15 protein-coding genes and 1 riboswitch are annotated in these 21,108 nt (G+C 71.6%); of the genes, 9 read left to right on the top strand and 6 right to left on the bottom strand.

Going from position 1 to position 21,108, the window contains the following annotated elements:
* Positions 1 to 14: 14 nt before the first annotated feature.
* Positions 15 to 1,247 carry a dipeptidase gene (locus FHX52_RS02035; RefSeq protein WP_425460078.1) on the top strand — a complete coding sequence of 411 codons (1,233 nt, stop codon included), beginning with the start codon at positions 15 to 17 and terminating at the stop codon, positions 1,245 to 1,247.
* 56 nt (positions 1,248 to 1,303) lie between these two features.
* On the opposite strand, the gene FHX52_RS02030 is transcribed toward FHX52_RS02035, so the two are convergent.
* Positions 1,304 to 2,050: an ion channel gene (locus tag FHX52_RS02030; protein WP_141819472.1), complete on the bottom strand. Its 747-nt coding sequence runs from the start codon at positions 2,048 to 2,050 to the stop codon at positions 1,304 to 1,306.
* 102 nt (positions 2,051 to 2,152) lie between these two features.
* On the opposite strand from FHX52_RS02030, the gene FHX52_RS24710 reads away from it, so the two are divergent.
* The 6 genes from FHX52_RS24710 to FHX52_RS02000 are packed head-to-tail and all read left to right on the top strand — an operon-like array spanning position 2,153 to position 9,957.
* Entirely contained in the window at positions 2,153 to 2,239 is an 87-nt protein-coding gene (locus FHX52_RS24710) for a potassium-transporting ATPase subunit F (RefSeq protein WP_084327844.1), read from the top strand.
* Positions 2,239 to 3,885 carry a potassium-transporting ATPase subunit KdpA gene (kdpA, locus tag FHX52_RS02020; protein WP_141819471.1) on the top strand — a complete coding sequence of 549 codons (1,647 nt, stop codon included), beginning with the start codon at positions 2,239 to 2,241 and terminating at the stop codon, positions 3,883 to 3,885. The genes FHX52_RS24710 and kdpA overlap by 1 nt, the downstream gene beginning before the upstream one ends.
* Before the next feature lie 53 nt (positions 3,886 to 3,938).
* Positions 3,939 to 6,056 (top strand): potassium-transporting ATPase subunit KdpB, encoded by a 2,118-nt coding sequence (kdpB, locus tag FHX52_RS02015; RefSeq protein ID WP_141821980.1) that lies wholly within the window; start codon positions 3,939 to 3,941, stop codon positions 6,054 to 6,056.
* 21 nt (positions 6,057 to 6,077) lie between these two features.
* Complete coding sequence (gene kdpC, locus FHX52_RS02010; protein ID WP_425460077.1) at positions 6,078 to 6,659, top strand: potassium-transporting ATPase subunit KdpC; 582 nt, start codon at positions 6,078 to 6,080, stop codon at positions 6,657 to 6,659.
* Positions 6,660 to 6,676: 17 nt separating this feature from the next.
* The gene (locus FHX52_RS02005) at positions 6,677 to 9,283 is read left to right on the top strand and encodes a sensor histidine kinase (RefSeq protein WP_141819470.1); all 2,607 of its coding nucleotides are present in this window, start codon (positions 6,677 to 6,679) and stop codon (positions 9,281 to 9,283) included.
* Positions 9,280 to 9,957, top strand: coding sequence for a response regulator (locus FHX52_RS02000; protein ID WP_141819469.1), 678 nt, complete (start codon positions 9,280 to 9,282; stop codon positions 9,955 to 9,957). Before FHX52_RS02005 ends, FHX52_RS02000 begins: the two co-directional genes overlap by 4 nt.
* Before the next feature lie 230 nt (positions 9,958 to 10,187).
* Here the strand turns inward: FHX52_RS02000 and FHX52_RS01995 are convergent, their stop codons facing one another.
* A complete protein-coding gene (locus FHX52_RS01995) occupies positions 10,188 to 13,166 on the bottom strand; it encodes an FtsK/SpoIIIE family DNA translocase (RefSeq protein WP_141819468.1) in 2,979 nt (992 codons plus the stop codon).
* Positions 13,167 to 13,448: 282 nt separating this feature from the next.
* On the opposite strand from FHX52_RS01995, the gene FHX52_RS01990 reads away from it, so the two are divergent.
* Both FHX52_RS01990 and FHX52_RS01985 read left to right on the top strand, forming a co-directional pair.
* Positions 13,449 to 14,882 (top strand): MFS transporter, encoded by a 1,434-nt coding sequence (locus FHX52_RS01990; protein ID WP_185747039.1) that lies wholly within the window; start codon positions 13,449 to 13,451, stop codon positions 14,880 to 14,882.
* Positions 14,883 to 15,023: 141 nt separating this feature from the next.
* A riboswitch (SAM riboswitch) is annotated at positions 15,024 to 15,149 on the top strand.
* Positions 15,150 to 15,186: 37 nt separating this feature from the next.
* Entirely contained in the window at positions 15,187 to 16,575 is a 1,389-nt protein-coding gene (locus FHX52_RS01985; protein ID WP_141819464.1) for an aminotransferase class V-fold PLP-dependent enzyme, read from the top strand.
* Between the two features lie 228 nt (positions 16,576 to 16,803).
* Here FHX52_RS01985 and FHX52_RS01980 read toward each other — a convergent pair whose 3' ends face one another.
* From FHX52_RS01980 to FHX52_RS01965, 4 genes are all read right to left on the bottom strand, one after another.
* Positions 16,804 to 17,781 carry an endonuclease/exonuclease/phosphatase family protein gene (locus FHX52_RS01980; RefSeq protein ID WP_246069569.1) on the bottom strand — a complete coding sequence of 326 codons (978 nt, stop codon included), beginning with the start codon at positions 17,779 to 17,781 and terminating at the stop codon, positions 16,804 to 16,806.
* Between the two features lie 7 nt (positions 17,782 to 17,788).
* Positions 17,789 to 19,474 carry a ribonuclease J gene (locus FHX52_RS01975; RefSeq protein ID WP_141819460.1) on the bottom strand — a complete coding sequence of 562 codons (1,686 nt, stop codon included), beginning with the start codon at positions 19,472 to 19,474 and terminating at the stop codon, positions 17,789 to 17,791.
* Between the two features lie 60 nt (positions 19,475 to 19,534).
* Positions 19,535 to 20,422 (bottom strand): 4-hydroxy-tetrahydrodipicolinate synthase, encoded by an 888-nt coding sequence (gene dapA, locus FHX52_RS01970; protein ID WP_141819458.1) that lies wholly within the window; start codon positions 20,420 to 20,422, stop codon positions 19,535 to 19,537.
* Positions 20,423 to 20,630: 208 nt separating this feature from the next.
* Positions 20,631 to 21,098, bottom strand: a complete 468-nt coding sequence (locus FHX52_RS01965; RefSeq protein ID WP_141819456.1) for a dihydrofolate reductase — start codon at positions 21,096 to 21,098, stop codon at positions 20,631 to 20,633.
* Between the last annotated feature and the right edge of the window lie 10 nt (positions 21,099 to 21,108).

The following is a 21,108-nucleotide window of genomic DNA, read 5'->3' as shown; positions in this document are numbered from 1 at the left end:
TGGACCGGTGTTCAATGACGGACATGCCAGCACGCACCCCGACCGCCCCGACCGAGCCCGCCGGCAGCAGCCTCGAGCAGGCTCGGGCGGTGCTCGCCGAGCACCCCCTCGTCGACGGCCACAACGACCTGCCGTGGGCCGCTCGGGAGCAGACCGGCTACGACTTCGAGGCGCTCGACATCGCCGCGCGGGTGCCCACGACGCAGACCGACCTCCCCCGCCTCGCCGAGGGCGGCGTGGGCGGGCAGTTCTGGTCGGTCTTCGTGCCGAGCACGCTTCAGGGCGACGCCGCCGTCGCGGCCACGCTGGAGCAGGTCGACGCCGTGCACCTCATGATCGCGACGTATGCCGACCGGCTGGCTCTCGCGCGCACCGCCGACGAGGTCGAGCGCGCCCGGGAGTCAGGACGCATCGCGTCGCTGCTCGGGGCGGAGGGCGGCCACTCGATCGGGTGCTCCCTCGGCACCCTGCGGATGCTGCACGTCCTCGGCGTGCGCTACCTGACGCTGACTCACAACGACAACACGCCCTGGGCCGACTCGGCCACCGACGTGGCCGTCGTCGGCGGACTCAGCGCCTTCGGGCGTGAGGTCGTCACCGAGATGAACCGGCTCGGGATGATGGTCGACCTCAGCCACGTCGCCGCGACGACGATGCGCGCCGCCCTCGAGACGACGACGGCGCCGGTCATCTTCAGCCACTCGAGCGCCCTGGCCCTCTGCGACACCCCGCGCAACGTGCCCGACGACGTGCTCGCCGTCCTGCCCGGCAACGGTGGGGTCTGCATGGTGACGTTCGTGCCGGAGTTCGTCTCCCCCGCGACGGCGGCGTGGCGGCTCGAGGCAGCAGCAGCGGCCGCCGAGGTGGGCGTGGAGGCCCGCGACTGGGAGGCCTTCGGCCGGTTCACCGCCGGCTGGCAGGCCCGGCACCCGAAGCCCGACGCGACGATCGAGCAGGTCGTCGCCCACCTCGAGCACGTGCGCGAGGTCGCCGGCATCGACCACGTCGGCATCGGCGGCGACTACGACGGCACCGACACCTTCCCCGTGGGGCTGGAGGACGTCAGCGGCTACCCCCGGCTCGTCGCGGCGCTGCTCGAGCGGTCGTGGTCGCCGGCCGACGTGGCCAAGCTCGTCCGCGGAAACACCCTGCGGGTCATGCGCGACGTCGAGGCCGTGGCCCGCGACCTGCAGACGACCCGGGCGCCGAGCCTCGCGACCTTCGCCGAGCTCGACGGCACGGCCTGAGCGCGACCCGGGCACGCGGCATACCCCAGCGGTGAGCCGCCACCCGCGACGACCGCCTACTGGCGGAAGCGGGCGATGGTGAGACCGACGAGGCGGGCGACGACGAGCGCGACGTAGAGCATGCCGGCGATCTGCTGCAGCAGCACGAACGACCGGGCGTGCGGCGTCACCGCGTAGATGTCCGACAGGCCCGTCGAGGTCATCGTCGTGATGGAGAGGTAGAGCAGCTCGTACCAGCTGCGGACCCCCGGCACGGCCTCGCCGTAGATGGTGAACGAGTTCGGCCAGATGAACTGCACGGCGACGTAGAGGTAGGCGAACCCCCACGCCACGACGGTGAAGGTCGCCCCGGTCGCATAGAGCTCGTCACGGGTCACCCAGTTGTCCGCGAACATGTATCGCAGCAGGCCGTAGCCCGTGTAGAAGTAGAAGAGCGCGTGCAGCAGGGCGCTCCAGAACGCGATGGAGTCATTGTCCGGCCAGATCGCCTCGGAGACCGTGAGCAGCACGACCGGCCCGCCGAGGACGACTGCCACCCAGGTCAGCGCCGGCGTGGCCCGGACCGCCCGCACGGCGAGGAAGAGCACGAGCAGGCCGATGATCCCGAAGATCGCGCGCCCCGCCTCGCGGTAGTCACCGAAGGTCGCCGTCTCGACGAACGGATAGAGCAGCAGCGCGCCGAGCTGCACGAAGAGCAGCAGCGCACAGGGCAGGTCGGTCACCTTGCGACGCAGGCGGTCGAGACGGCCGGGCGGTCCGACGCGACGGGGCGACGACGGCCACAGCTCCAGCGAGGCACTCACCTGCCGGAGCCTAGTGCGGGGGTCGTCAAGAACGCGTCAAGAGGCGTCAGTCGGGCGTCAACGGGTCGAAGCGGCGCCGGTGCCCCGCCGTAGACACGTCTCATGGTCACCAACATCCTCCTGGGCCTCGTGGCGCTGGCCGTGCTCGGCTACCTCGTCCACGTCCTCCTGCACGCTGACCGCTTCTGATGAGCGACACCGTCAGCGGGCTGCTCACGATCGCCGTCCTCGTCGCCGCCCTCGCCGCCGTCCATGTGCCCCTCGGCAGCTGGATGGCGAAGGTCTTCACCGACACGAGGCACTGGCGCGTCGAGCGCCTCGTCTATCGCCTCGTGCGGGTCGACCCCGCCTCCGAGCAGCGGTGGGTGACGTATGCCGTCGCCGTCCTCGCGTTCTCCGTCGTGGGCATCGTCCTGCTCTTCCTGCTCATCGTCTTCCAGAGCGTCCTACCGCTCGCCCGAGGCGCCTCGATGAACGTCGACACGGCCGTCAACACCGCCGTCTCGTTCGTGACGAACACCAACTGGCAGTCGTATGCCGGTGAGGCCGGCACGTCGCCCTTCGTGCAGACCGTGGGCCTGACGGTCCAGAACTTCGTCTCCCCCGCCGTCGGCCTCGCCGTCGCGATCGCGCTCGTGCGCGGCCTCGCCCGCTCGAGCGGCACGGACCTCGGCAACTTCTGGGTCGACCTCGTGCGTGGCCTCTTCCGCGTCATCGTGCCGCTCGCCCTCGTCGGCGCAGTCGTGCTGCTGCTCGGCGGCGTCATCCAGAACCTCACCGCCCCGACGACGGTGACGACGCTCTCCGGCGGGCACCAGGTGCTCCAGGGCGGGCTCGTGGCGTCGCAGGAGGCGATCAAGGAGCTCGGGACGAACGGTGGCGGCTACTTCAACGCCAACTCGGCCCACCCGTTCGAGAACCCGAACGCCGTCACCAACCTCGTCGAGGTCTTCCTGCTCCTCGTCATCCCGTTCTCGTTGCCGCGCACCTACGGCGTCATGGTCGGTGACCGCCGCCAGGGCTGGACCGTGCTCGGCTTCATGGCGAGCCTGTGGGCGCTCATGCTCACCGCGGTGACGTGGTCGGAGGTGCACGCTGCAGCCGGGCCGCTGGGCGCCCTCGAGGGCAAGGAGGTGCGCTTCGGCGTGTGGCCCTCGGCGCTCTTCGCGACGAGCACGACCGCCACGTCGACCGGCGCCGTCAACTCGATGCACGAGAGCTTCTCGGCGCTCGGCGGCGGTGGCGCGCTCTTCAGCATGATGCTCGGCGAGCTGTCACCCGGTGGCGTCGGCACGGGCCTCTACAGCGCCCTCGTCGTCGCGATCCTCACGGTCTTCATCGCCGGTCTCATGGTCGGGCGCACGCCGGAGCTGCTCGGCAAGCAGATCGGTCGCCGCGAGATCACGCTGACCGCGCTGACCGTCCTCGTCATGCCGCTGCTCGTCCTCGTCTTCACGGGCATCGGCATCGTGGCGCCGCTCGTGACCTCGCAGATGCTCGCCACCGGCCCGCACGGCCTCACCGAGGTGATGTATGCGTACACGTCCGCGGCGAACAACAACGGCAGCGCCTTCGCGGGGTTCTCCGCTGACACGCCCTACACCAACCTCACGCTGGCGCTCTGCATGTTCGTGGGCCGCTTCGCGCCCATCGTCCTCGTGCTCGCCCTCGCGGGTTCGCTTGTGGCACAGCGTCGTCGACCGGTGACCGCCGGCACCCTCCCCACCCACTCGCCCACCTTCGTCGGCCTGTTCGTCGGGGTGGCCGTCGTCGTCGGCGGCCTCACCTTCTTCCCGGCACTCGCCCTCGGTCCCCTCGCGGAGGCACTCTCATGACCCCCAGCTCGACGACGACGTCGTCACCCACCGCCTCCAACCCCGCGGACCCCATGCAACCCGGGGCGCGGCGGCAGAAGCGGCACGGACGAGGCAACGACGGCGGAGACGCGCTCATCCGCCCCGGCCACACGAGCACGTCCTACACCCAGCTCGCGCGCCAGCTCGTCACGACGCTGCCCCAGGCCGTCGCCAAGCTCGACCCGCGGCACGTCTGGCACAGCCCCGTGATGTTCGTCGTATGGGTCGGCTCGGTCGTGACGACGGTGCAGGCGGTCGCCGACCCGTCGTGGTTCGCCTGGACCCTCAGCATCTGGCTCTGGGCCACCGTCCTCTTCGCCAACATGGCCGAGGCCGTTGCCGAGGGCCGCGGCAAGGCCCAGGCCGCGACGCTGCGCGCCAGCCGCCGGACCACCACCGCCGAGCGCCGCCTCCCCGACGGCTCGCTCGAGACGGTCGCCGCCTCGGACCTCACCATCGGTGACGTCGTCGTCGTGCGACCGAACGAGGTCATCCCCGGTGACGGCGACGTCATCGAGGGCATGGCGACCGTCGACGAGTCGGCGATCACCGGCGAGTCCGCCCCGGTGATCCGCGAGTCGGGCGGTGATCGGAGCGCCGTCACCGGGGGCACGACGGTGCTCTCCGACGGCATCACCGTGCGCATCACGACCAGGCCAGGAGAGACCTTCATCGACCGGATGATCGCCCTCGTCGAGGGTGCGTCGCGCCAGAAGACGCCGAACGAGATCGCCCTGACGATCCTGCTCACCGTGCTCACGATCATCTTCCTGCTCGCCGTCATGGCGATGCAGCCGATGGCGGTCTACTCCGGGCAGGCCCAGTCCCCCGTCGTGCTCGTCGCGCTGCTCGTGTGCCTCATCCCGACGACCATCGGCGCGCTGCTCTCGGCGATCGGCATCGCCGGGATGGACCGCCTCGTCCAGCATAACGTGCTGGCCATGTCCGGCCGCGCCGTCGAGGCAGCCGGTGACGTGTCGACGCTGCTGCTCGACAAGACGGGCACCATCACCTACGGCAACCGCAGGGCGACGCAGCTGCTCGCGGCGCCGGGCCTCGGCAACGAGGAGGTCACCCGGGCGGCATACGTCTCCTCGCTCGCCGACGAGACCCCGGAGGGGCGCTCGATCGTCGAGCTCGCGGCGGCAGCCCTCGACTCGCCCACGCGGGAGGCACTCGACCGGCTGCCCCGCGACGGCGCGACGTTCGTCGAGTTCACGGCCGCGACGCGCATGTCGGGGGCCGACCTCCCCGACGGCACGGCATACCGCAAGGGCGCGGCGGACTCGGTCGCGCGCTGGGTCACGAGCCACGGCGGCGAGATGCCGAGCGGGGTGGTCACGGAGGTCGACGGCATCGCGAGCTCGGGCGGCACGCCGCTCGCCGTGGCCGTGCAGGAGCCCGGCCGGGCACCTCGGGTGCTCGGGGTCATCCACCTCAAGGACGTCGTCAAGCCCGGCATGAAGGAGCGCTTCGCGCAGCTGCGGGCCATGGGCATCCGGACCGTCATGATCACCGGCGACAACCCGCTGACGGCGAAGTCGATCGCGGCCGAGGCGGGGGTCGACGACTTCCTCGCCGAGGCGACGCCCGAGGACAAGATGGCGCTCATCAAGCAGGAGCAGCTGGGTGGCCGGCTCGTCGCGATGACCGGTGACGGCACGAACGACGCGCCCGCGCTCGCCCAGAGCGACGTCGGCGTCGCGATGAACACCGGCACGATGGCGGCCAAGGAGGCGGCCAACATGGTCGACCTCGACTCCGACCCGACGAAGCTCATCGACATCGTCTCGATCGGCAAGCAGCTGCTCATCACCCGCGGAGCCCTGACGACGTTCTCGATCGCCAACGACATCGCGAAGTACTTCGCGATCATCCCGGCGATGTTCGTCATCCTCTTCCCGGGGCTCGACGCGCTCAACATCATAGGCCTCGCGTCGCCGAAGTCGGCGATCGTCTCGGCAGTCATCTTCAACGCGCTCATCATCATCGCGCTGATCCCGCTGTCGCTGAAGGGAGTTCGCTACCGCGCCGCCGGCAGCACCGCCCTCCTCCGGCGCAACCTCCTCGTCTACGGCCTGGGCGGCATCGTGGCCCCGTTCATCGGGATCAAGCTGATCGACCTCGTCGTTAGCCACCTCCCCCTCTGACCCCGAAAGGGTGTGACCCTCGTGACCAGCACGCTCAGCTCCTTCGTCAAGCAGTCGTGGGCCGGCCTGCGCGCCATGCTCGTCCTCACCGTCCTCCTCGGCGTGCTCTACCCGGCCGTCGTCTGGGGCGTGGGCCAGGCGGTCGCCCGCGACCAGGCCGCCGGCTCGCTCGTCAGCGTCGACGGCTCGGTCGTCGGGTCCTACCTCGTGGGGCAGCAGTGGACGGGCGCCCAGTGGTTCTGGGGTCGCCCGTCCGCGAGCGGCTACGCGGGTGACACGAGCGGCGGCTCGAACCTCTCGGGCACCGCGCTCACCGACGAGGTGGCGAGGCGGGCCTCCACCGCCAGGCTCGACCCGGCCACCGCTCCCGCCGACGCGCTGACGGCCTCCGGCAGCGGGCTCGACCCGCACGTCTCGCAGGCGTATGCCGTGTCCCAGGTGCCGCGCGTCGCCGCGGCCCGCGGGCTGGCGGAGTCGCAGGTGGCCGCCCTCGTCGACGCGCATGTGCAGGGCCGGGTCGCGGGCTTCCTCGGCCAGCCACGCGTCAACGTCCTCGAGCTCAATCTCGCCCTCGCGGCCCTCTCCGGCCGGTCCGCCGGCTGACCTGACAGGATCGGTCCATGGGTCGTGGGTCCCTTCGCATCTTTCTCGGCTCGGCGCCGGGGGTCGGCAAGACCTTCGCGATGCTCGACGAGGCCCACCGCCGGCGTGAGCGCGGCACCGACGTCGTCGTGGGCATCGTCGAGACCCACGGGCGGGCGCACACCGCCTCGGAGCTCGAAGGGCTCGAGATCCTGCCGCGGCTGACGGTCGAGTACCGCGGGTCCTCGCTGACCGAGCTCGACACGGCCGCCGTCCTCGCCCGGCGACCCCACGTCGTGCTCGTCGACGAGCTGGCCCACACCAACGTGCCCGGGTCGCGGCACGAGAAGCGGTGGCAGGACGTCGAGGAGCTGCTCGATGCCGGCATCGACGTGCTCTCCACGGTCAACATCCAGCACCTCGAGTCGCTCAACGACGTCGTCGAGTCGATCACCGGCATCCGGCAGCAGGAGACGCTGCCCGACGAGGTCGTGCGCCGCGCCGACCAGGTGCAGCTCGTCGACATGTCACCCGAGGCGCTGCGGCGGCGGATGGCACACGGCAACATCTACGGTCCCGACAAGGTCGATGCCGCGCTGTCGAACTACTTCCGCGTCGGCAACCTGTCGGCGCTACGCGAGATCGCCCTGCTGTGGCTGGCCGACCGCGTCGACGAGGCCCTCGAGCGCTACCGCGCCGACCAGGGCATCCACGAGCAGTGGCCGGCCCGGGAGCGGATCGTCGTCGCGCTCACCGGCGGCCCCGGCAGCGAGACCCTCCTGCGCCGGGGTGCCCGCATCGCGACCCGGGCTGCGGGCGGCGACCTCATCGCCTGCCACGTGCGCTCGGCCGAGGGGCTCGCCTCGATCGACCCGGCGGTGCTCGCACGGCTGCGCCGGCTCGCACGCGACCTCGGCGCGGAGTTCCACGAGGTGTCGGGTCATGACGTCGCCGAGGCGATCCTCGACCATGCCCGGGGCGTCAACGCGACCCAGGTCGTCGTCGGCGTGAGCCGCCGCGGGCGGTTCCAGCAGCTGCTCCGGCCGAGCATCGCGTCGGAGGTCGCCGACAGCTCCGGCGACATCGACGTGCACCTCGTCTCCCACGAGGGGTCGAGGGTCCGACGCCGCAGCCCGCGGTCGGGCGGGCTCCCGGCGGGGCGCGTGGTCGCGGGCCTGCTGCTCGCGGTCGTCTCCCTCACCGCGCTGACGGCCGTCCTCGTGGCGACGCGCGAGGGGCACACGCTCTCGCTCGACCTGCTGCTCTACCTCGCCCTCACCGTCGTGTGCGCGCTCGTCGGCGGCATCTGGCCGGCGCTCTTCTGCGCCGTCGCCGGCTCGCTCCTCGTCAACTGGTTCTTCACCGAGCCGCGCGGCACGCTGACGATCAGCGACCCGCCCAACGCGCTCGCCGTCGCGGTCTTCATCCTCGTCGCGATGGCGGTCAGCTCGGTCGTCAACGTCGCGGCCCGGCGGACCGAGCAGGCCGTCTCGGCCGAGCGCGAGTCTGCCGCGCTCGCCGCGCTGAGCCGTGACCTGCTCGCCGAGCCCCGCCCGCTGCCCGTCCTGCTCGAGAAGGCGCGCGACGCCCTCGGCATGCACTCCGCGGTGCTGACCGAGCAGTCCGTGCTGCCGGAGCTCTCGGACCGCTCCGAGCCTTCCGAGGGGTCGGGGGGGTCCGGGGTGTCGAAGTCGTCGGGGGTGTCGGTGTTGTCGGGCGGCCCCCCACCGCGGGTGCTCGCCTCGACCGACCCGCACCTCGCGGTCGGCTCCGACCTGCCGCCCGACCTCTCGTGGGCCGTCGACGTGGCGGTCGACGACGGGGTGCACCTGCTGCTCGACGGCCCGCCCGTCGCCGCCGAGGACCAGCGCCTCGTCAACGCGTATGCCGCGCACGCCGCGATCCTGCACGGCCGCGAGCAGCTCGTGCAGGCGGCGCGTCAGGCGGCCGGCCTCGCCCGTGACAACGCGGCCCGCACGACGCTGCTCGCCGCCGTGTCGCACGACCTGCGCACCCCGCTGGCCAGCATCAAGGCCGGGGTCTCGACCCTGCGCCAGACCGGCCTCGAGCTGCCGCCCGACGACGAGGCGGAGCTGCTCGAGTCGATCGAGGAGTCGGCCGACCGGCTCGACGCGCTGATCGGCAACCTGCTCGACCTGTCACGGCTCGAGACCGGGAGCGTGCAGCCCCACCACCACTCGGTCGACCTGCTCGACGCCGTGGTGAGCACGGTGCGCACGACGTCGGACCCCGGCCGCGTCGAGGTGGCGCTCGAGCCCGACGTGCCACCTGTGCGCACCGACCTCGGGCTGCTCGACCGAGTCCTCGCCAACGTCGTGGAGAACGCCCTGCGGCACAGCCAGACCACTGACGTGCGCATCACCGCCGGACGCATCGGCGAGACCGTGCAGCTGCGCGTCGTCGACCGTGGGCCCGGCGTCGACGACGCCGACAAGGACCGCATCTTCGCTGCCTTCCAGCGCGCCGGGGACGCCCCGCAGGGCGACGGCCTCGGCCTCGGCCTCGCCGTGGCGCGCGGCCTGATGACGGTCATGGGTGGCACGCTCGTCCCCGAGGACACCCCCGGTGGCGGGCTGACCATGGTCCTCGAGCTCCCGATCGCCGCGCCCCAGGAGGAGCCGTGAGCCGTGTCCTCGTCGTCGACGACGATCCCCGCCTGCTGCGCACCCTCTCGATCGCCCTGCGTGCGCACGGCAACGACGTCGTGACGGCGAGCGACGGGCGCACCGCGGTGCTGTCGGCGGCCGAGGACGCACCCGACGTCGTCATCCTCGACCTCGGCCTGCCGGATCTCGACGGCACCGAGGTCCTGCGCCGCATCCGCACGACCTCCTCCGTGCCCGTCATCGTGCTGTCGGCCCGCCACGAGAGCGACGACAAGATCGAGGCGCTCGACCTCGGAGCCGACGACTACGTGACGAAACCCTTCGGGGTCGAGGAGCTGCTCGCCCGGGTGCGCGCGGCGGTACGGCGCAGCGGCGAGGTCGGGCGGCAGATCGGCACCGTGCGCACCGACCACTTCACGCTCGACTTCTCGGAGCGTCGGGCCACCGTGGAGCGGGCCGAGATCCGCCTCACCCCGACCGAGTGGCGACTGCTCGAGGCCCTCTGCCGAGAGCCGGGGCACCTCGTGCTCCAACAGGACCTGCTGCGCTCGGTCTGGGGACCCGCCTACGGCCGGGAGTCGAACTACCTGCGCGTCTATGCCAACCAGCTGCGCCGCAAGCTCGAGCCCGACCCGAGCAACCCGAGGCACCTCATCACCGAGCCGGGCCTCGGCTACCGCTTCACACCCTGACCCGTCGAGTGGCCACTCCTGGCCGCCTCCTCGCAGTCGAGTGGCCACTTCTGGCCGCCTCCTCGCAGTCGAGTGGCCACTTCTGGCCGCCTCTGCAGTTTCAGCGGAGGCGACGAACTGTGGCCTCTCGACATCGTGCAGGCGGCCGGCTTTGGCCTTTCGACGCGTTGAGACGACCAAATGTGGCCACTCGACGTGGTGGGGGCGGCCAACTTTGGCCACTCGACGGGTCAGTAGCGCTCGCGGCCGCCTCGGTCGGTGAGGTTCCAGGCGTCCTCGGACTCCTCGTCGTCGTCCTCGACGAGCGGCTTGATCTCGCCGGGGCTCCAGACCCCCACCGCGGTCGTGTCCTCCTCGCGCAGCCGGCGCTCGCCGCGCTGCGCGACGATCGCGGCCGTGCGCTGCGGGGTGCCGTCGAGGGCGTCGGTGTCGTCGTCGAGGTCACCACCGGCGTATGCCGTCTCGTCGGGGTGCGTGCCGGGGGGCTCGATCGCGACGGGCGGGGCGGCATACGGCTCGGGGTGCTCGATGATGTCGTCGAGGTCGGCCGGCTCGTTGGGATGGGGGACGTCCTCGCCGCGGAGCAGCGCGAGCGTCTGCGGCAGGTCGTCGGGACGCACAAGCACGTCGCGCGCCTTGGAGCCCTCGCTCGGGCCGACGACGCCGCGCGACTCGAGCAGGTCCATGAGGCGGCCGGCCTTGGCGAATCCGACGCGCAGCTTGCGCTGGAGCATCGACGTCGAGCCGAACTGCGTCGTGACGACGAGCTCGGTCGCTTGGAGCAGCACGTCGAGGTCGTCGCCGATGTCGTCGTCGATCTGCTTCTTCGGCGCGACGACGGTGACGTCCTCGACGTAGTTGGGCTTCAGCTGCGTCGTGACGAACTTGACGACCTCGTGGATCTCGGACTCGTTGACCCACGCGCCCTGGACGCGCATCGGCTTGCTCGCGCCCATCGGGAGGAAGAGCGCGTCGCCCTGGCCGATGAGCTTCTCGGCGCCCGGCTGGTCGAGCACGACGCGCGAGTCGGCGAGCGAGGAGGTCGCGAAGGCCATGCGCGAGGGCACGTTGGCCTTGATGAGGCCGGTCACGACGTCGACCGACGGGCGCTGCGTGGCGAGCACGAGGTGGATGCCGGCCGCGCGGGCGAGCTGGGTGATGCGCACGACCGACTCCTCGACGTCGCGCGGGGCGACCATCATGAGGTCGGCGAGCTCGTCGACGACGACGAGGAGGTAGGGGTAGGTCGTGATCTGCCGCTCGGAGCCCGGCAGCGGCTTGACCTTGCCTGCGCGCACCGCCTTGTTGAAGTCGTCGATGTGCTTGAAGCCGAACGCCGCGAGGTCGTCGTAGCGCTGGTCCATCTCCTTGACGACCCAGGCGAGCGCCTCGGCGGCCTTCTTGGGGTTGGTGATGATCGGGGTGATGAGGTGCGGGATGCCCTCGTAGGCCGTGAGCTCGACGCGCTTCGGGTCCACGAGGATCATCCGGACCTCCTCGGGGGTGGCGCGCATGAGGATCGAGGTGATCATCGAGTTGACGAAGCTCGACTTGCCCGAGCCCGTGGCGCCGGCGACGAGCAGGTGGGGCATCTTCGCGAGGTTGGCGATGACGTAGGCACCCTCGACGTCCTTGCCGACACCCATGACCATCGGGTGCTCGTTGCTGCGGGCCGTGTGGCTGCGCAGCACGTCGCCGAGCGAGACGTTCTCGCGGTCGAGGTTGGGGATCTCGATGCCGATGGCGGACTTGCCGGGGATGGGGCTGAGGATGCGCACGTCGGCCGACGCGACGGCATACGCGATGTTCTTGGAGAGGGCGGTGACGCGCTCGACCTTGGTGCCCGAGCCGAGCTCGATCTCGTAGCGCGTGACGGTCGGGCCGCGGGTGAATCCCGTGACCGCGGCGTCGATGTCGAACTGGTCGAAGACGTTGGTGAGCGACTCGACGACCCGGTCGTTGGTCTCGCTCCGGGTCTTGTGCGCGGGGCCCGGCGTGAGCATCGCGTGGTCGGGGAGGCGGTAGGTGATGTCGCCGCCGAGGCTCAGCTGCTCGGCGCGCGCCGGCAGGTCGGACATCGGCGGGGGGATGAGCTCGGCCTTGGGTCCGACCTTGGAGGTGTCGGGAGCGCCCAGGGTGCGCGGGTCGGTGGCGTCGATGACGCGCTCGGTGCCACCCGCGGGGGCACCGGCGGCTGCAGCCGCGCCCTTCGCACCCGAGGGGCGCGGGACGACGAGCCCGGGCGGCGTGGGGCGCTTCTCGCCGGGGCGGGGCCCGTCGGCGTCGTCCTCGAGTCCCTTCTGAGCGGCCTGGCGGAACGCCTCGTCGCCGTCGCGGTCGCTGAGGTCGACGGCGCGACGACGCTTCGCCTTCGCCTCGGGCACCGCCTGCGTGGCATCGGGGTCGACTGCGGCACCGGGAGCATCAGCGGCGCGGTGGATGACGAGCGCCCTCAGCTGGCGCAGCCGGGTCGGGATCATGTTGACCGGCGTCGCCGTGATGACGAGCAGGCCGAAGACGCCGAGGAGGCAGAGCAGGACGATGGCGCCGGGCACCGAGACGGCCGCGGCGACCGGGCTCGAGGCGAGGAAGCCGATGATGCCCCCGGCGGCCCGCATGCCGTCGGCGCCGTCGGGCGGGTTGGGGATGCCGTCGGCGATGTGCGAGAGGCCGCAGGCGGCGAAGGTCAGCGCGATGGTGCCGACGACGACCCGGTTGGTGGCGCCGTCGTCCTGCGGGGCGCGCAGCATCCGCAGGCCCAGGGCGAGCAGGACGAGGGGCACGGCATACGCGACGCGGCCGAAGGTACCGGCGAAGACGGCGTGCACGACCTGGCCGAAGACGCCGCTGACCCCCCACCACTCGCGTGAGGCCACGACGACCGCCAGGGCGATGAGCGCGAATCCGATGCCGTCGCGACGGTGCTCCGGCTCGAGGTCGGCCGCGCTGTGGCCGACGCGGCGCACCGCGCCGCCGGCGAGGTGCGAGACCCCCATCCACGTGTTGCGCACGGCGCCGAGCGGGAACGGCAGCCCCCCGTCGCGCGTCCTGGACGTGCGGGCCGGCGCCTTGCGGGCGGCCGGCTTGCGCTGCGCCGGCCGCGTCGACCGGGCAGCGGCGGGGCGCGCCGACGAGCCACCGGACGTGCCCTTGGCACGGGTCGCGGCGGCGCTGCTCGGGCGCTGACTGCTGGACGGACGAGTCGCCATGATGGCACCGTACGTCACCGTCCCTCCCAACTCACGCGTCACACGCGCACCACGGGGCAAAGACCGCGATCTCGACCGCGGTCCGCGCGTGGCTATCGAGAGAGCACTCCGCCCCATCGAGCGGTCGCGAGGGCACTGCGCCCGCCACGGACAATCGAGAGAGCACTCCGTCGGATCGAGCGAGCACTCCGCCGCCCTCGCTGCTCGGACCCGCAGTGTGCGACGCGTTGCTCTTTCGCCCGGCGACCGCTCGTGGCTGACACCGGCTCCTACTCTGGAGGTGTGAGCACGGGTCCGCACCCGGCCGAGGGGCAGGACGCCCCCGAGGGTCTCGCGCGTCCCGGACGTCCCGGGAGTCCCGAGCGGCCCGGCCTGCGGCAGCTGCTCGCCATCCGCCCCTTCCGCAACCTCTTCGTCGCCGGCACCCTCTCGAGCTTCGGCGACTGGCTGGCACTGCTCGCCACGACCGCCCTCGCCGCCGAGCTCGCCCCCGGCGGAGTGGGCGAGTACCTCGCCGTCTCAGGCGTGTTCATCCTTCGCATCGCGCCGGCGGTCGTCCTCGGCCCGCTCGCCGGGGTCGTGGCCGACCGTCTCGACCGGCGTCACACGATGATCGTTGGCGACCTCCTGCGTTTCGCGCTCTTCGTCTCGATCCCCCTCGTCGGCACGTTGTGGTGGATGTACGTCGCCATCCTCGTCATCGAGTGCGTCTCGCTCTTCTGGAACCCGGCCAAGGACGCGACGGTGCCCAACCTCGTCCCACCGGAACGGCTCGAGCTGGCCAACCAGCTCGGTCTCGTCGGCAGCTACGGCACGGCGCCGCTCGCGGCCCTCGCCTTCTCCGTGCTGTCCCTGCTCAGCGTCCCCCTGCGATCGCTCCTGCCCGGCCTCGACCCCGAGGGGATCTTCCTCGCGATCTACGTCAACGGCGCCACCTTCGTCGTCAGCGCTTGGATCGTCTCGCGGCTCACCTTCCCCCGCCGCGCCGCGAGTGAGGCCCTCGCCGGCCAGTCGATCCTGCGCACCGTCACCGACGGCCTGCTCGTCGTGAAGGAGCGGCCGTTCGTCCGCGGCCTCATCGCCGGAATGATGGGCGCCTTCGCCGCCGGCGGTCTCGTCATCGGGCTCGCAACCCGCTTCGTCAAGGACATGGGGGCGGGTGCGCCGGGCTACGGCATGCTCTTCGTCGCTGTCTTCACCGGCATGGCGCTCGGGATCGTGGGAGGCCCGCGCGTGCTCGCCGGGCTCTCCCGACCGCGGATCTTCGGCGCCGCCCTGACGAGTGCCGGAGTCATCCTCCTCGTCCTCGCGCTCGTCCCGACGCTCCTGCTCGCGCTCCCCCTCTCGACGGTGCTCGGGGCCGTCATCGGCGTCGCCTGGGTCGTCGGCTACACCCTGCTCGGCCTCACCGTGGAGGACGAGCTGCGAGGTCGCACCTTCGCGCTCGTGCAGTCGCTCGACGGCGTGGTGCTCGTCCTCGTGCTCGCCGTGGCGCCGCTGCTCGCGGCCGCCTTCGACGCCCTGCTCTCGCTGCCCCGCACGCTCGGGGTCGGGCCGTTCGACCTCACCTACACCGGCGCGATGGCGGCCTACCTCCTCGCCGGTCTCGGCATGTGCGCAGCAGGGCTCGCGGCCTGGCGGACGATGAACGACCGGCCCGGACTCTCGCTTCTCGCGGAGCTCCGCGAGGTCCGACGGCAACGCCGCGCCCGGTGAGGGTGTGGCCCCGCCGGATGAGGACGTGCGCCGCCCGATGACGTATGCCGCACGGTGGCGTCCGCGCGCCTGTCTCAGATGACGACACCCGCGGGCCACCTCGTGGACAGCCGCGAGACCTCTCCCCTATCGTTCTGCGCAGGTCATGAGTGCCAGTGACAAGCCCCGGCTCGCTGGCCAGCAACCCTCCTCCGCGGTGGGGTGCTCCGGGTGACGACCAGGCCGGGCCTCGTTAGAACGCAGATCGAGGTCCGGCAAGCGCGGGCCTGCATCCGGTGGGTCCCAGACACCCAGGAGCACTGACATGTCTGTCCTTCCCAGCACCTTCTGTGGCGCCTCCACGGCCCCGGCCCCCGTCGTGCGCACCCGGGCACTGCACGCCGTGCCCGACAGGGCGGCCCTTCCGGAGGTCGTGGGCGCGGGCCTCAACGTTCCCACGCTCGCCGGCCCCACGGCATACGCCAACCTCGACCACGCCGCCTCGACCCCGGCGCTCGTCACGGTGAAGCAGGCGGTCGACCGCACGCTCGAGACCTACGCGTCGGTGCACCGCGGCGCCGGCTACGCCTCGCGGCTCACGAGCGCGTGGTACGAGCAGGCTCGCACCGAGGTCGCCGACTTCGTGGGCGCCCGCGACGGCGACACCGTCATCTTCACCCGAACGACGACGGACTCGTGGGGCGTGCTCGCTCGTGCGCTGCCCAGCCGCACGACCGTCTTCGTCTTCGGCACAGAGCACCACTCCACCCTGCTGCCGTGGGGCCGTCTGCGCACGGTGCGTCTGCCCGTCCCGCAGAGCGTCGACGACGCGGTGGAGCTCCTCGAGGAGGCCTTCGCCGACAACCCGTCGCGCCACCGGCTCCTCGTCATCGCCGCCGCGTCCAACGTCACCGGCGAGGTGTGGCCGGTCGAGCGCTTCGCTGCCGTCGCCCACGCGCACGACGCCCGAATCGCCGTCGACGCCGCCCAGCTGTCGGCCCACCGCACCATCGACCTCGCCGCCTGGGACGCCGACTACGTCGCGTTCTCGGGTCACAAGACGTACGCCCCCTTCGGCGCGGGGGTGCTCGCCGGCCGGAGCGACTGGCTCGACGCCGGCACCCCCTACCTGCCCGGCGGCGGCGCGACGCGCACCGTCACCGAGCAGGGCACGGTCTGGGCCATCGGCCCCGCCCGCCACGAGGGCGGTAGCCCCAACGTCGTCGGGGCCGTGGCGATCGCCGCCGCCTGTGCGACCATTCGCCGCCACCGCGAGGCGATCGAGGCCCACGAGGTGCGGCTGTTGGCCCGGCTGCGTGACGGCCTCGAGGCCGTGCCGGGCGTCGAGGTGCTCTCCTTCTTCGACGACGACCACGACCGCGTCGGCGTGCTCGCCTTCACCATCGCCGGCTGGGACTCCTCGCTCGTGTCTCAGGCCCTCTCGGTCGAGCACGGCATCGGGGTGCGCGACGGCAAGTTCTGCGCCCACCTGCTCGTCGACGAGCTGCTCGAGGACCCGTGGGGCGAGCGTCCTGCGACGGCTGTCCGCGCCAGCATCGGCCTCGGCACGACCGACGAGGCCGTGGAGCGCCTCATCGGTGCCGTCGCCTCGCTCGTCGCCGACGGCACGGCGGCCACGTGGACGCACACCGAGGCCGGCTGGGCCGTCGATGGCGGCGACCCGCGCGACATCGAGGTCGAACGACCCTGGTGACACGGTCCACCATCACCTCGAACGAGCAGCAACCACCGCCCTAGTCGAGGTGATCCTGACACCCACGTCAGGCCTGAAATCACCTCGAACCGGAGGGTGCGCCGCCTGAGTCGAGGTGATGCTGGGATCTACGTGGGGCCCGAGATCACCTCGAACCGGTGAGAGCGCCGCCTGAGTCGAGGTGATGCTGGGATCTACGTGGGGCCCGAGATCACCTCGAATCCGGGTTCAGGGGGCCGCGCCGGACGCGTTCGGCAGGGCGTAGCTGCCCCACACCGCGGCGTGGTCGGTGCCGTTCATCGCCACCTGACCGGAGTCGATGACGGTGAGACCGCGACTCAGCACGTGGTCGAGCTGCACGAACGGCGGGAGCCGGCTGCCGGCATACGGCCACGTGCGCACCCAACCGCTGCCGGTCGTGCGCTGGGCATCGTCGAGGCCGGCGGCGACCGCTCGGAAGCCCGGGTGGGCCGACGAGCTGTTGAAGTCGCCGACGAGCAGGATCGGGGCGGTTCCGGTCTGCCGCTCCTTCCACGCCTGCAGCGCCCGCAGACCGGCGCGCCATTCGGTCGTCTGGCCGGGGATCGGGGCCGACGGGTGGGCCGTCTGAACCCGCAGATCGACGCCGTCTATGGTCACGGCGACCTCCGGCTGGCGGTTGGGTGAGCCGCCGAGATCGGCGGCCACCTCGCGCAGCGGGTAGCGCGAGAGCACCATCGTGCCCGCGTAGCCGTCGACCTCGGCCTCGCCGGCGCGCTGCGGGAAGTAGGAGTCGGCACCCTCGCGGCTCAGCCCCTCGAGAGCCGACGGCGTCACCTCGGTGAGCACGAGCACGTCGACGGCGTGGAAGCGCACAGCATCCATGAGCTGCGTCGGCTGCGCCCGGCCCACCCGCAGGTTCGCGGACATCACGGTGAGGTCGCGGGTGGCGTCGGGCGAGGCGTGGGAGACGAAGGCCGGCACGACCTGGGCAGCCGCGACCACGAGCGCGACACCCACGGGCACGAGCACCCACCAGCGCCGCAGCACCACCGTCACGACGGTGAGGAGCAGCAGCCCGATCGCGACGAACGGCGCCGCCGTCTGGAGCACGACGACGGGGTATGCCGTCGTGTCGACCCAGCGCAGCGACCCCACCGCGACGAGCCCGAGGAGCACGACGAGGATCGCGACGTCGGCCAGGCGGCGTCGCACCTCGGAGCGCACGACCACCTCAGGCCTGCAGCACGACCGGGATGATCATCGGCCGGCGACGGATCTTGCCGCCGACCCACGAGCCGACGGTTCGGCGCACGACCTGCTGGAGCTGCTGGTCGTCGCGGACGCCGTTCGCGACGGCCTCCTCGATGGCGCGCTCGACCTTGGGGATCACCTGCTGGAAGATCTCCTCGTCCTCGACGAAGCCGCGAGCCGTGATCTCGGGACCGCTCGCGATCTTGCCGGTCGCGGCGTCGAGCACGACGATGCACGTGATGAAGCCCTCGTCGCGCAGGATGCGGCGGTCCTTGAGCAGCGCCTCGTCGGCGCCGCCGACGCTGCTGCCGTCGACGTAGACGTAGCCGACGTCGACCACACCGGTCACCTCCGCGACCCCGTCGACGAGGTCGACGACGACGCCGTCCTCGGCGAGCACGACGTTGCGCTCCTTCACGCCCGACTGGATCGCGAGCTGGGCATTGGCATACATGTGCCGCCACTCGCCGTGCACGGGCAGCACGTTGCGCGGCTTGACGATGTTGTAGCAGTAGAGCAGCTCACCGGCGCTCGCGTGGCCGGACACGTGCACCTTGGCGTTGCCCTTGTGCACGACGTTGGCGCCGAGACGCATCAGGCCGTTGATGATGCGGTAGACGGCGTTCTCGTTGCCGGGGATGAGGCTGCTCGCGAGCAGGACAGTGTCGCCCGGGCCGACGTCGATGCGGTGCTCGCGGTTGGCCATCCGCGAGAGCGCTGCCATGGGCTCGCCCTGGGAGCCGGTGCAGATGAGGACGAGCTCGTCGTCGCGCAGGCTGTCGATCTTCTTGATGTCGATGAGGATGCCGTCGGGCACCCTGAGGTAGCCGAGCTCGGCGGCGATGCCCATGTTGCGCACCATCGACCGGCCGACCATGGCGACCTTGCGGCCGGCCTTCTCGGCGGCGTCGAGGACCTGCTGCACGCGGTGCACGTGGCTGCTGAAGCAGGCCACGATGATGCGGCGCTCGGCGTGCCGGAAGACCTTGTCGATGGCCGGCGCGATCTCGAGCTCGGGGGTCGTGAAGCCGGGGACGTCGGCGTTCGTCGAGTCGGTGAGGAAGAGGTCGACGCCCTCCTCGCCGAGCCTGGCGAAGGCGCGCAGGTCGGTGAGCCGCCCGTCGAGGGGAAGCTGGTCCATCTTGAAGTCGCCGGTGTGCAGCAGGGTGCCGGCGTCGGTGCGCACGAAGACGGCGAGCGCGTCGGGGATGGAGTGGTTGACCGCCACGAACTCGAGGTCGAATACGCCGAGCCGCTCGCGCTGGCCCTCCTTGACGGCGAGCGTGTAGGGCCGGATGCGGTGCTCCTTGAGCTTGGCCTCGACGAGCGCGAGGGTCAGCGTGGAGCCGATGAGGGGGATGTCGCCCTTGAGCTTGAGCAGGTAGGGCACGGCGCCGATGTGGTCCTCGTGGCCGTGCGTCAGCACGATGGCCTCGATGTCGTCGAGGCGGTCCGCGATGTAGGTGAAGTCCGGGAGGATGAGGTCGACGCCGGGGTGGTGGTCCTCGGGGAAGAGCACGCCGCAGTCGATGACGAGCAGCCGGCCCTTCGTCTCGAGAACGGCCATGTTGCGGCCGACCTCGCCGAGCCCGCCGAGCGCGACGACCCTCAGGCCGTTGTCGGGGAGGGAGGGGGGCGCGGTCAGCTCGGGGTGAGGGTGGCTCACAGGTGTCCTGTCATTGGGTGGTGAGGTCGCTCGAGCGACCCGTGGTTGTGTCTGTGGCGGTCACGCGGTGACGACCGCGAGGGCCTCGCGCAGCAGGCTGCGCTGCACGTCGTCGGCGGGGACGAGCGGCAGGCGAACCGTCGCGTTCGTGATGAGCCCCTGCTCGGCGAGGGCGGCCTTGGCCATGATGGCGCCCTGGGTGACGTTCATGACGGCCTCGACGATCGGGGCGAGACGCCGGTGCACCGCGCGAGCGTCGTCCCAACGTCCGTCCAGCACCGCGTCGGCCATCTCGCGGTATGCCGTGGGGGCCACCTGCGAGGTGACGCCGACGAAGCCCACGGCACCGTTGCCGAGGTGGGCGAGGTTCATCGCGTCGTCGCCGGAGTACCAGTCGAGCCCGGTCGCCTGCATGAGCTCGCTCGCGAACCACAGGTCGCCGCGCGCGTCCTTGACGGCCGTGATGCGGTCGTGCTCGGCGATGCGCAGGTAGGTCTCACGCGCGATGGCGATGCCCGAGCGGCCGGGGATGTCGTAGACCATGACGGGCAGGTCGCTGGCATCGGCAAGGGCCGTGAAGTGCGCGACGAGACCGGCCTGCGGGGGCTTGTTGTAGTACGGCGTGACGGCCAGGACGGCGTCGGCGCCCGCCTTGTGCGCCATCTGCACCGACTCGACGCTCTTCGCGGTGTCGTTGCTGCCGGCTCCGGCGATGATGACCGCACGGCCCCCGACCGCCTCGATGACCGCGCGCAGCAGCTCGTCCTTCTCCTGGGCGGAGGTCGTCGGCGACTCCCCCGTCGTGCCCGACACGACGAGCCCGTCGTGACCGTGGTCGACGAGGTGGACGGCGAGGGCCTGCGCCTGCTCGAGGTCGATCGAGCCGTCCTCCCGCATCGGGGTGACCATCGCCGAGAGGACGCGTCCGAGCGCGGGTGCTCCTGCCATGGGGCAAGGTTAGCGCCCGCACCCCGGCCCCACCCGTTGCGCCCGCCGCCAACGACCTGGGCGCGCCCCTCGGCACCGCCCGGACACGAAAAAGCGAGGCACTACTCGCTCGGGGGTCCGAGTAGTGCCTCGCACCTGCTCCATCGGAGCAACAGCCCGCGCGTTACAGAACTCGCCGAGGAATTTTCTGCGGTCCCCGACGGGAGGCTCAGGATCGCCGCTCGAGGCTCACCCAGGCGAAGCCGTCGCGCTCCTCGCGGCTCGTCTCGAGCCACACGTCCGGGTCGATCGGGGGGAAGGTGACCGAGCCCGGCGAGGACTGGTGGACCTCCGTGACGAGCAGCCGGCCGGCATACGGCATCGCCTCGCGGTAGATCTCACCACCGCCCACGACGAAGACCTCGTCGGAGGGGCCGGCGAGCGCGAGCGCCTCGACGAGCGAGTGGGCAGTCTCGACACCCGGGTGGTGCCAGTCGGGCTGCCGGGTGATGACGATGCTGCGCCGGCCGGGGAGCACGCCCATCGTGTCGAAGGTGCGCCGCCCCATGACCATGGGGTGGCCCATCGTCTGGCGCTTGAAGTACTTGAGGTCGTCGGGCAGGTGCCACGGCATCGACGCGCCGTCACCGATGACGCCGCCCCGGCCGACGGCGGCGATCATCGTCACTCGGGTCATGACGACAGCC

Origin of the sequence: Humibacillus xanthopallidus, assembly GCF_006717145.1 — a bacterium.
GTDB lineage: Bacteria > Actinomycetota > Actinomycetes > Actinomycetales > Dermatophilaceae > Humibacillus > Humibacillus xanthopallidus.
This window is presented reverse-complemented; position numbering and strand designations above follow the sequence as displayed.

Coding starts and splice junctions, on each gene's coding strand:
- FHX52_RS02035 (WP_425460078.1), top strand. CDS start 15: ATGACGGACATGCCAGCACGCACCCCGACCGCCCCGACCGAGCCCGCC.
- FHX52_RS24710 (WP_084327844.1), top strand. CDS start 2,153: ATGGTCACCAACATCCTCCTGGGCCTCGTGGCGCTGGCCGTGCTCGGC.
- kdpA (WP_141819471.1), top strand. CDS start 2,239: ATGAGCGACACCGTCAGCGGGCTGCTCACGATCGCCGTCCTCGTCGCC.
- kdpB (WP_141821980.1), top strand. CDS start 3,939: ATGCAACCCGGGGCGCGGCGGCAGAAGCGGCACGGACGAGGCAACGAC.
- FHX52_RS02005 (WP_141819470.1), top strand. CDS start 6,677: ATGGGTCGTGGGTCCCTTCGCATCTTTCTCGGCTCGGCGCCGGGGGTC.
- FHX52_RS01995 (WP_141819468.1), bottom strand. CDS start 13,166: ATGGCGACTCGTCCGTCCAGCAGTCAGCGCCCGAGCAGCGCCGCCGCG.
- FHX52_RS01985 (WP_141819464.1), top strand. CDS start 15,187: ATGTCTGTCCTTCCCAGCACCTTCTGTGGCGCCTCCACGGCCCCGGCC.
- dapA (WP_141819458.1), bottom strand. CDS start 20,422: ATGGCAGGAGCACCCGCGCTCGGACGCGTCCTCTCGGCGATGGTCACC.
- FHX52_RS01965 (WP_141819456.1), bottom strand. CDS start 21,098: ATGACCCGAGTGACGATGATCGCCGCCGTCGGCCGGGGCGGCGTCATC.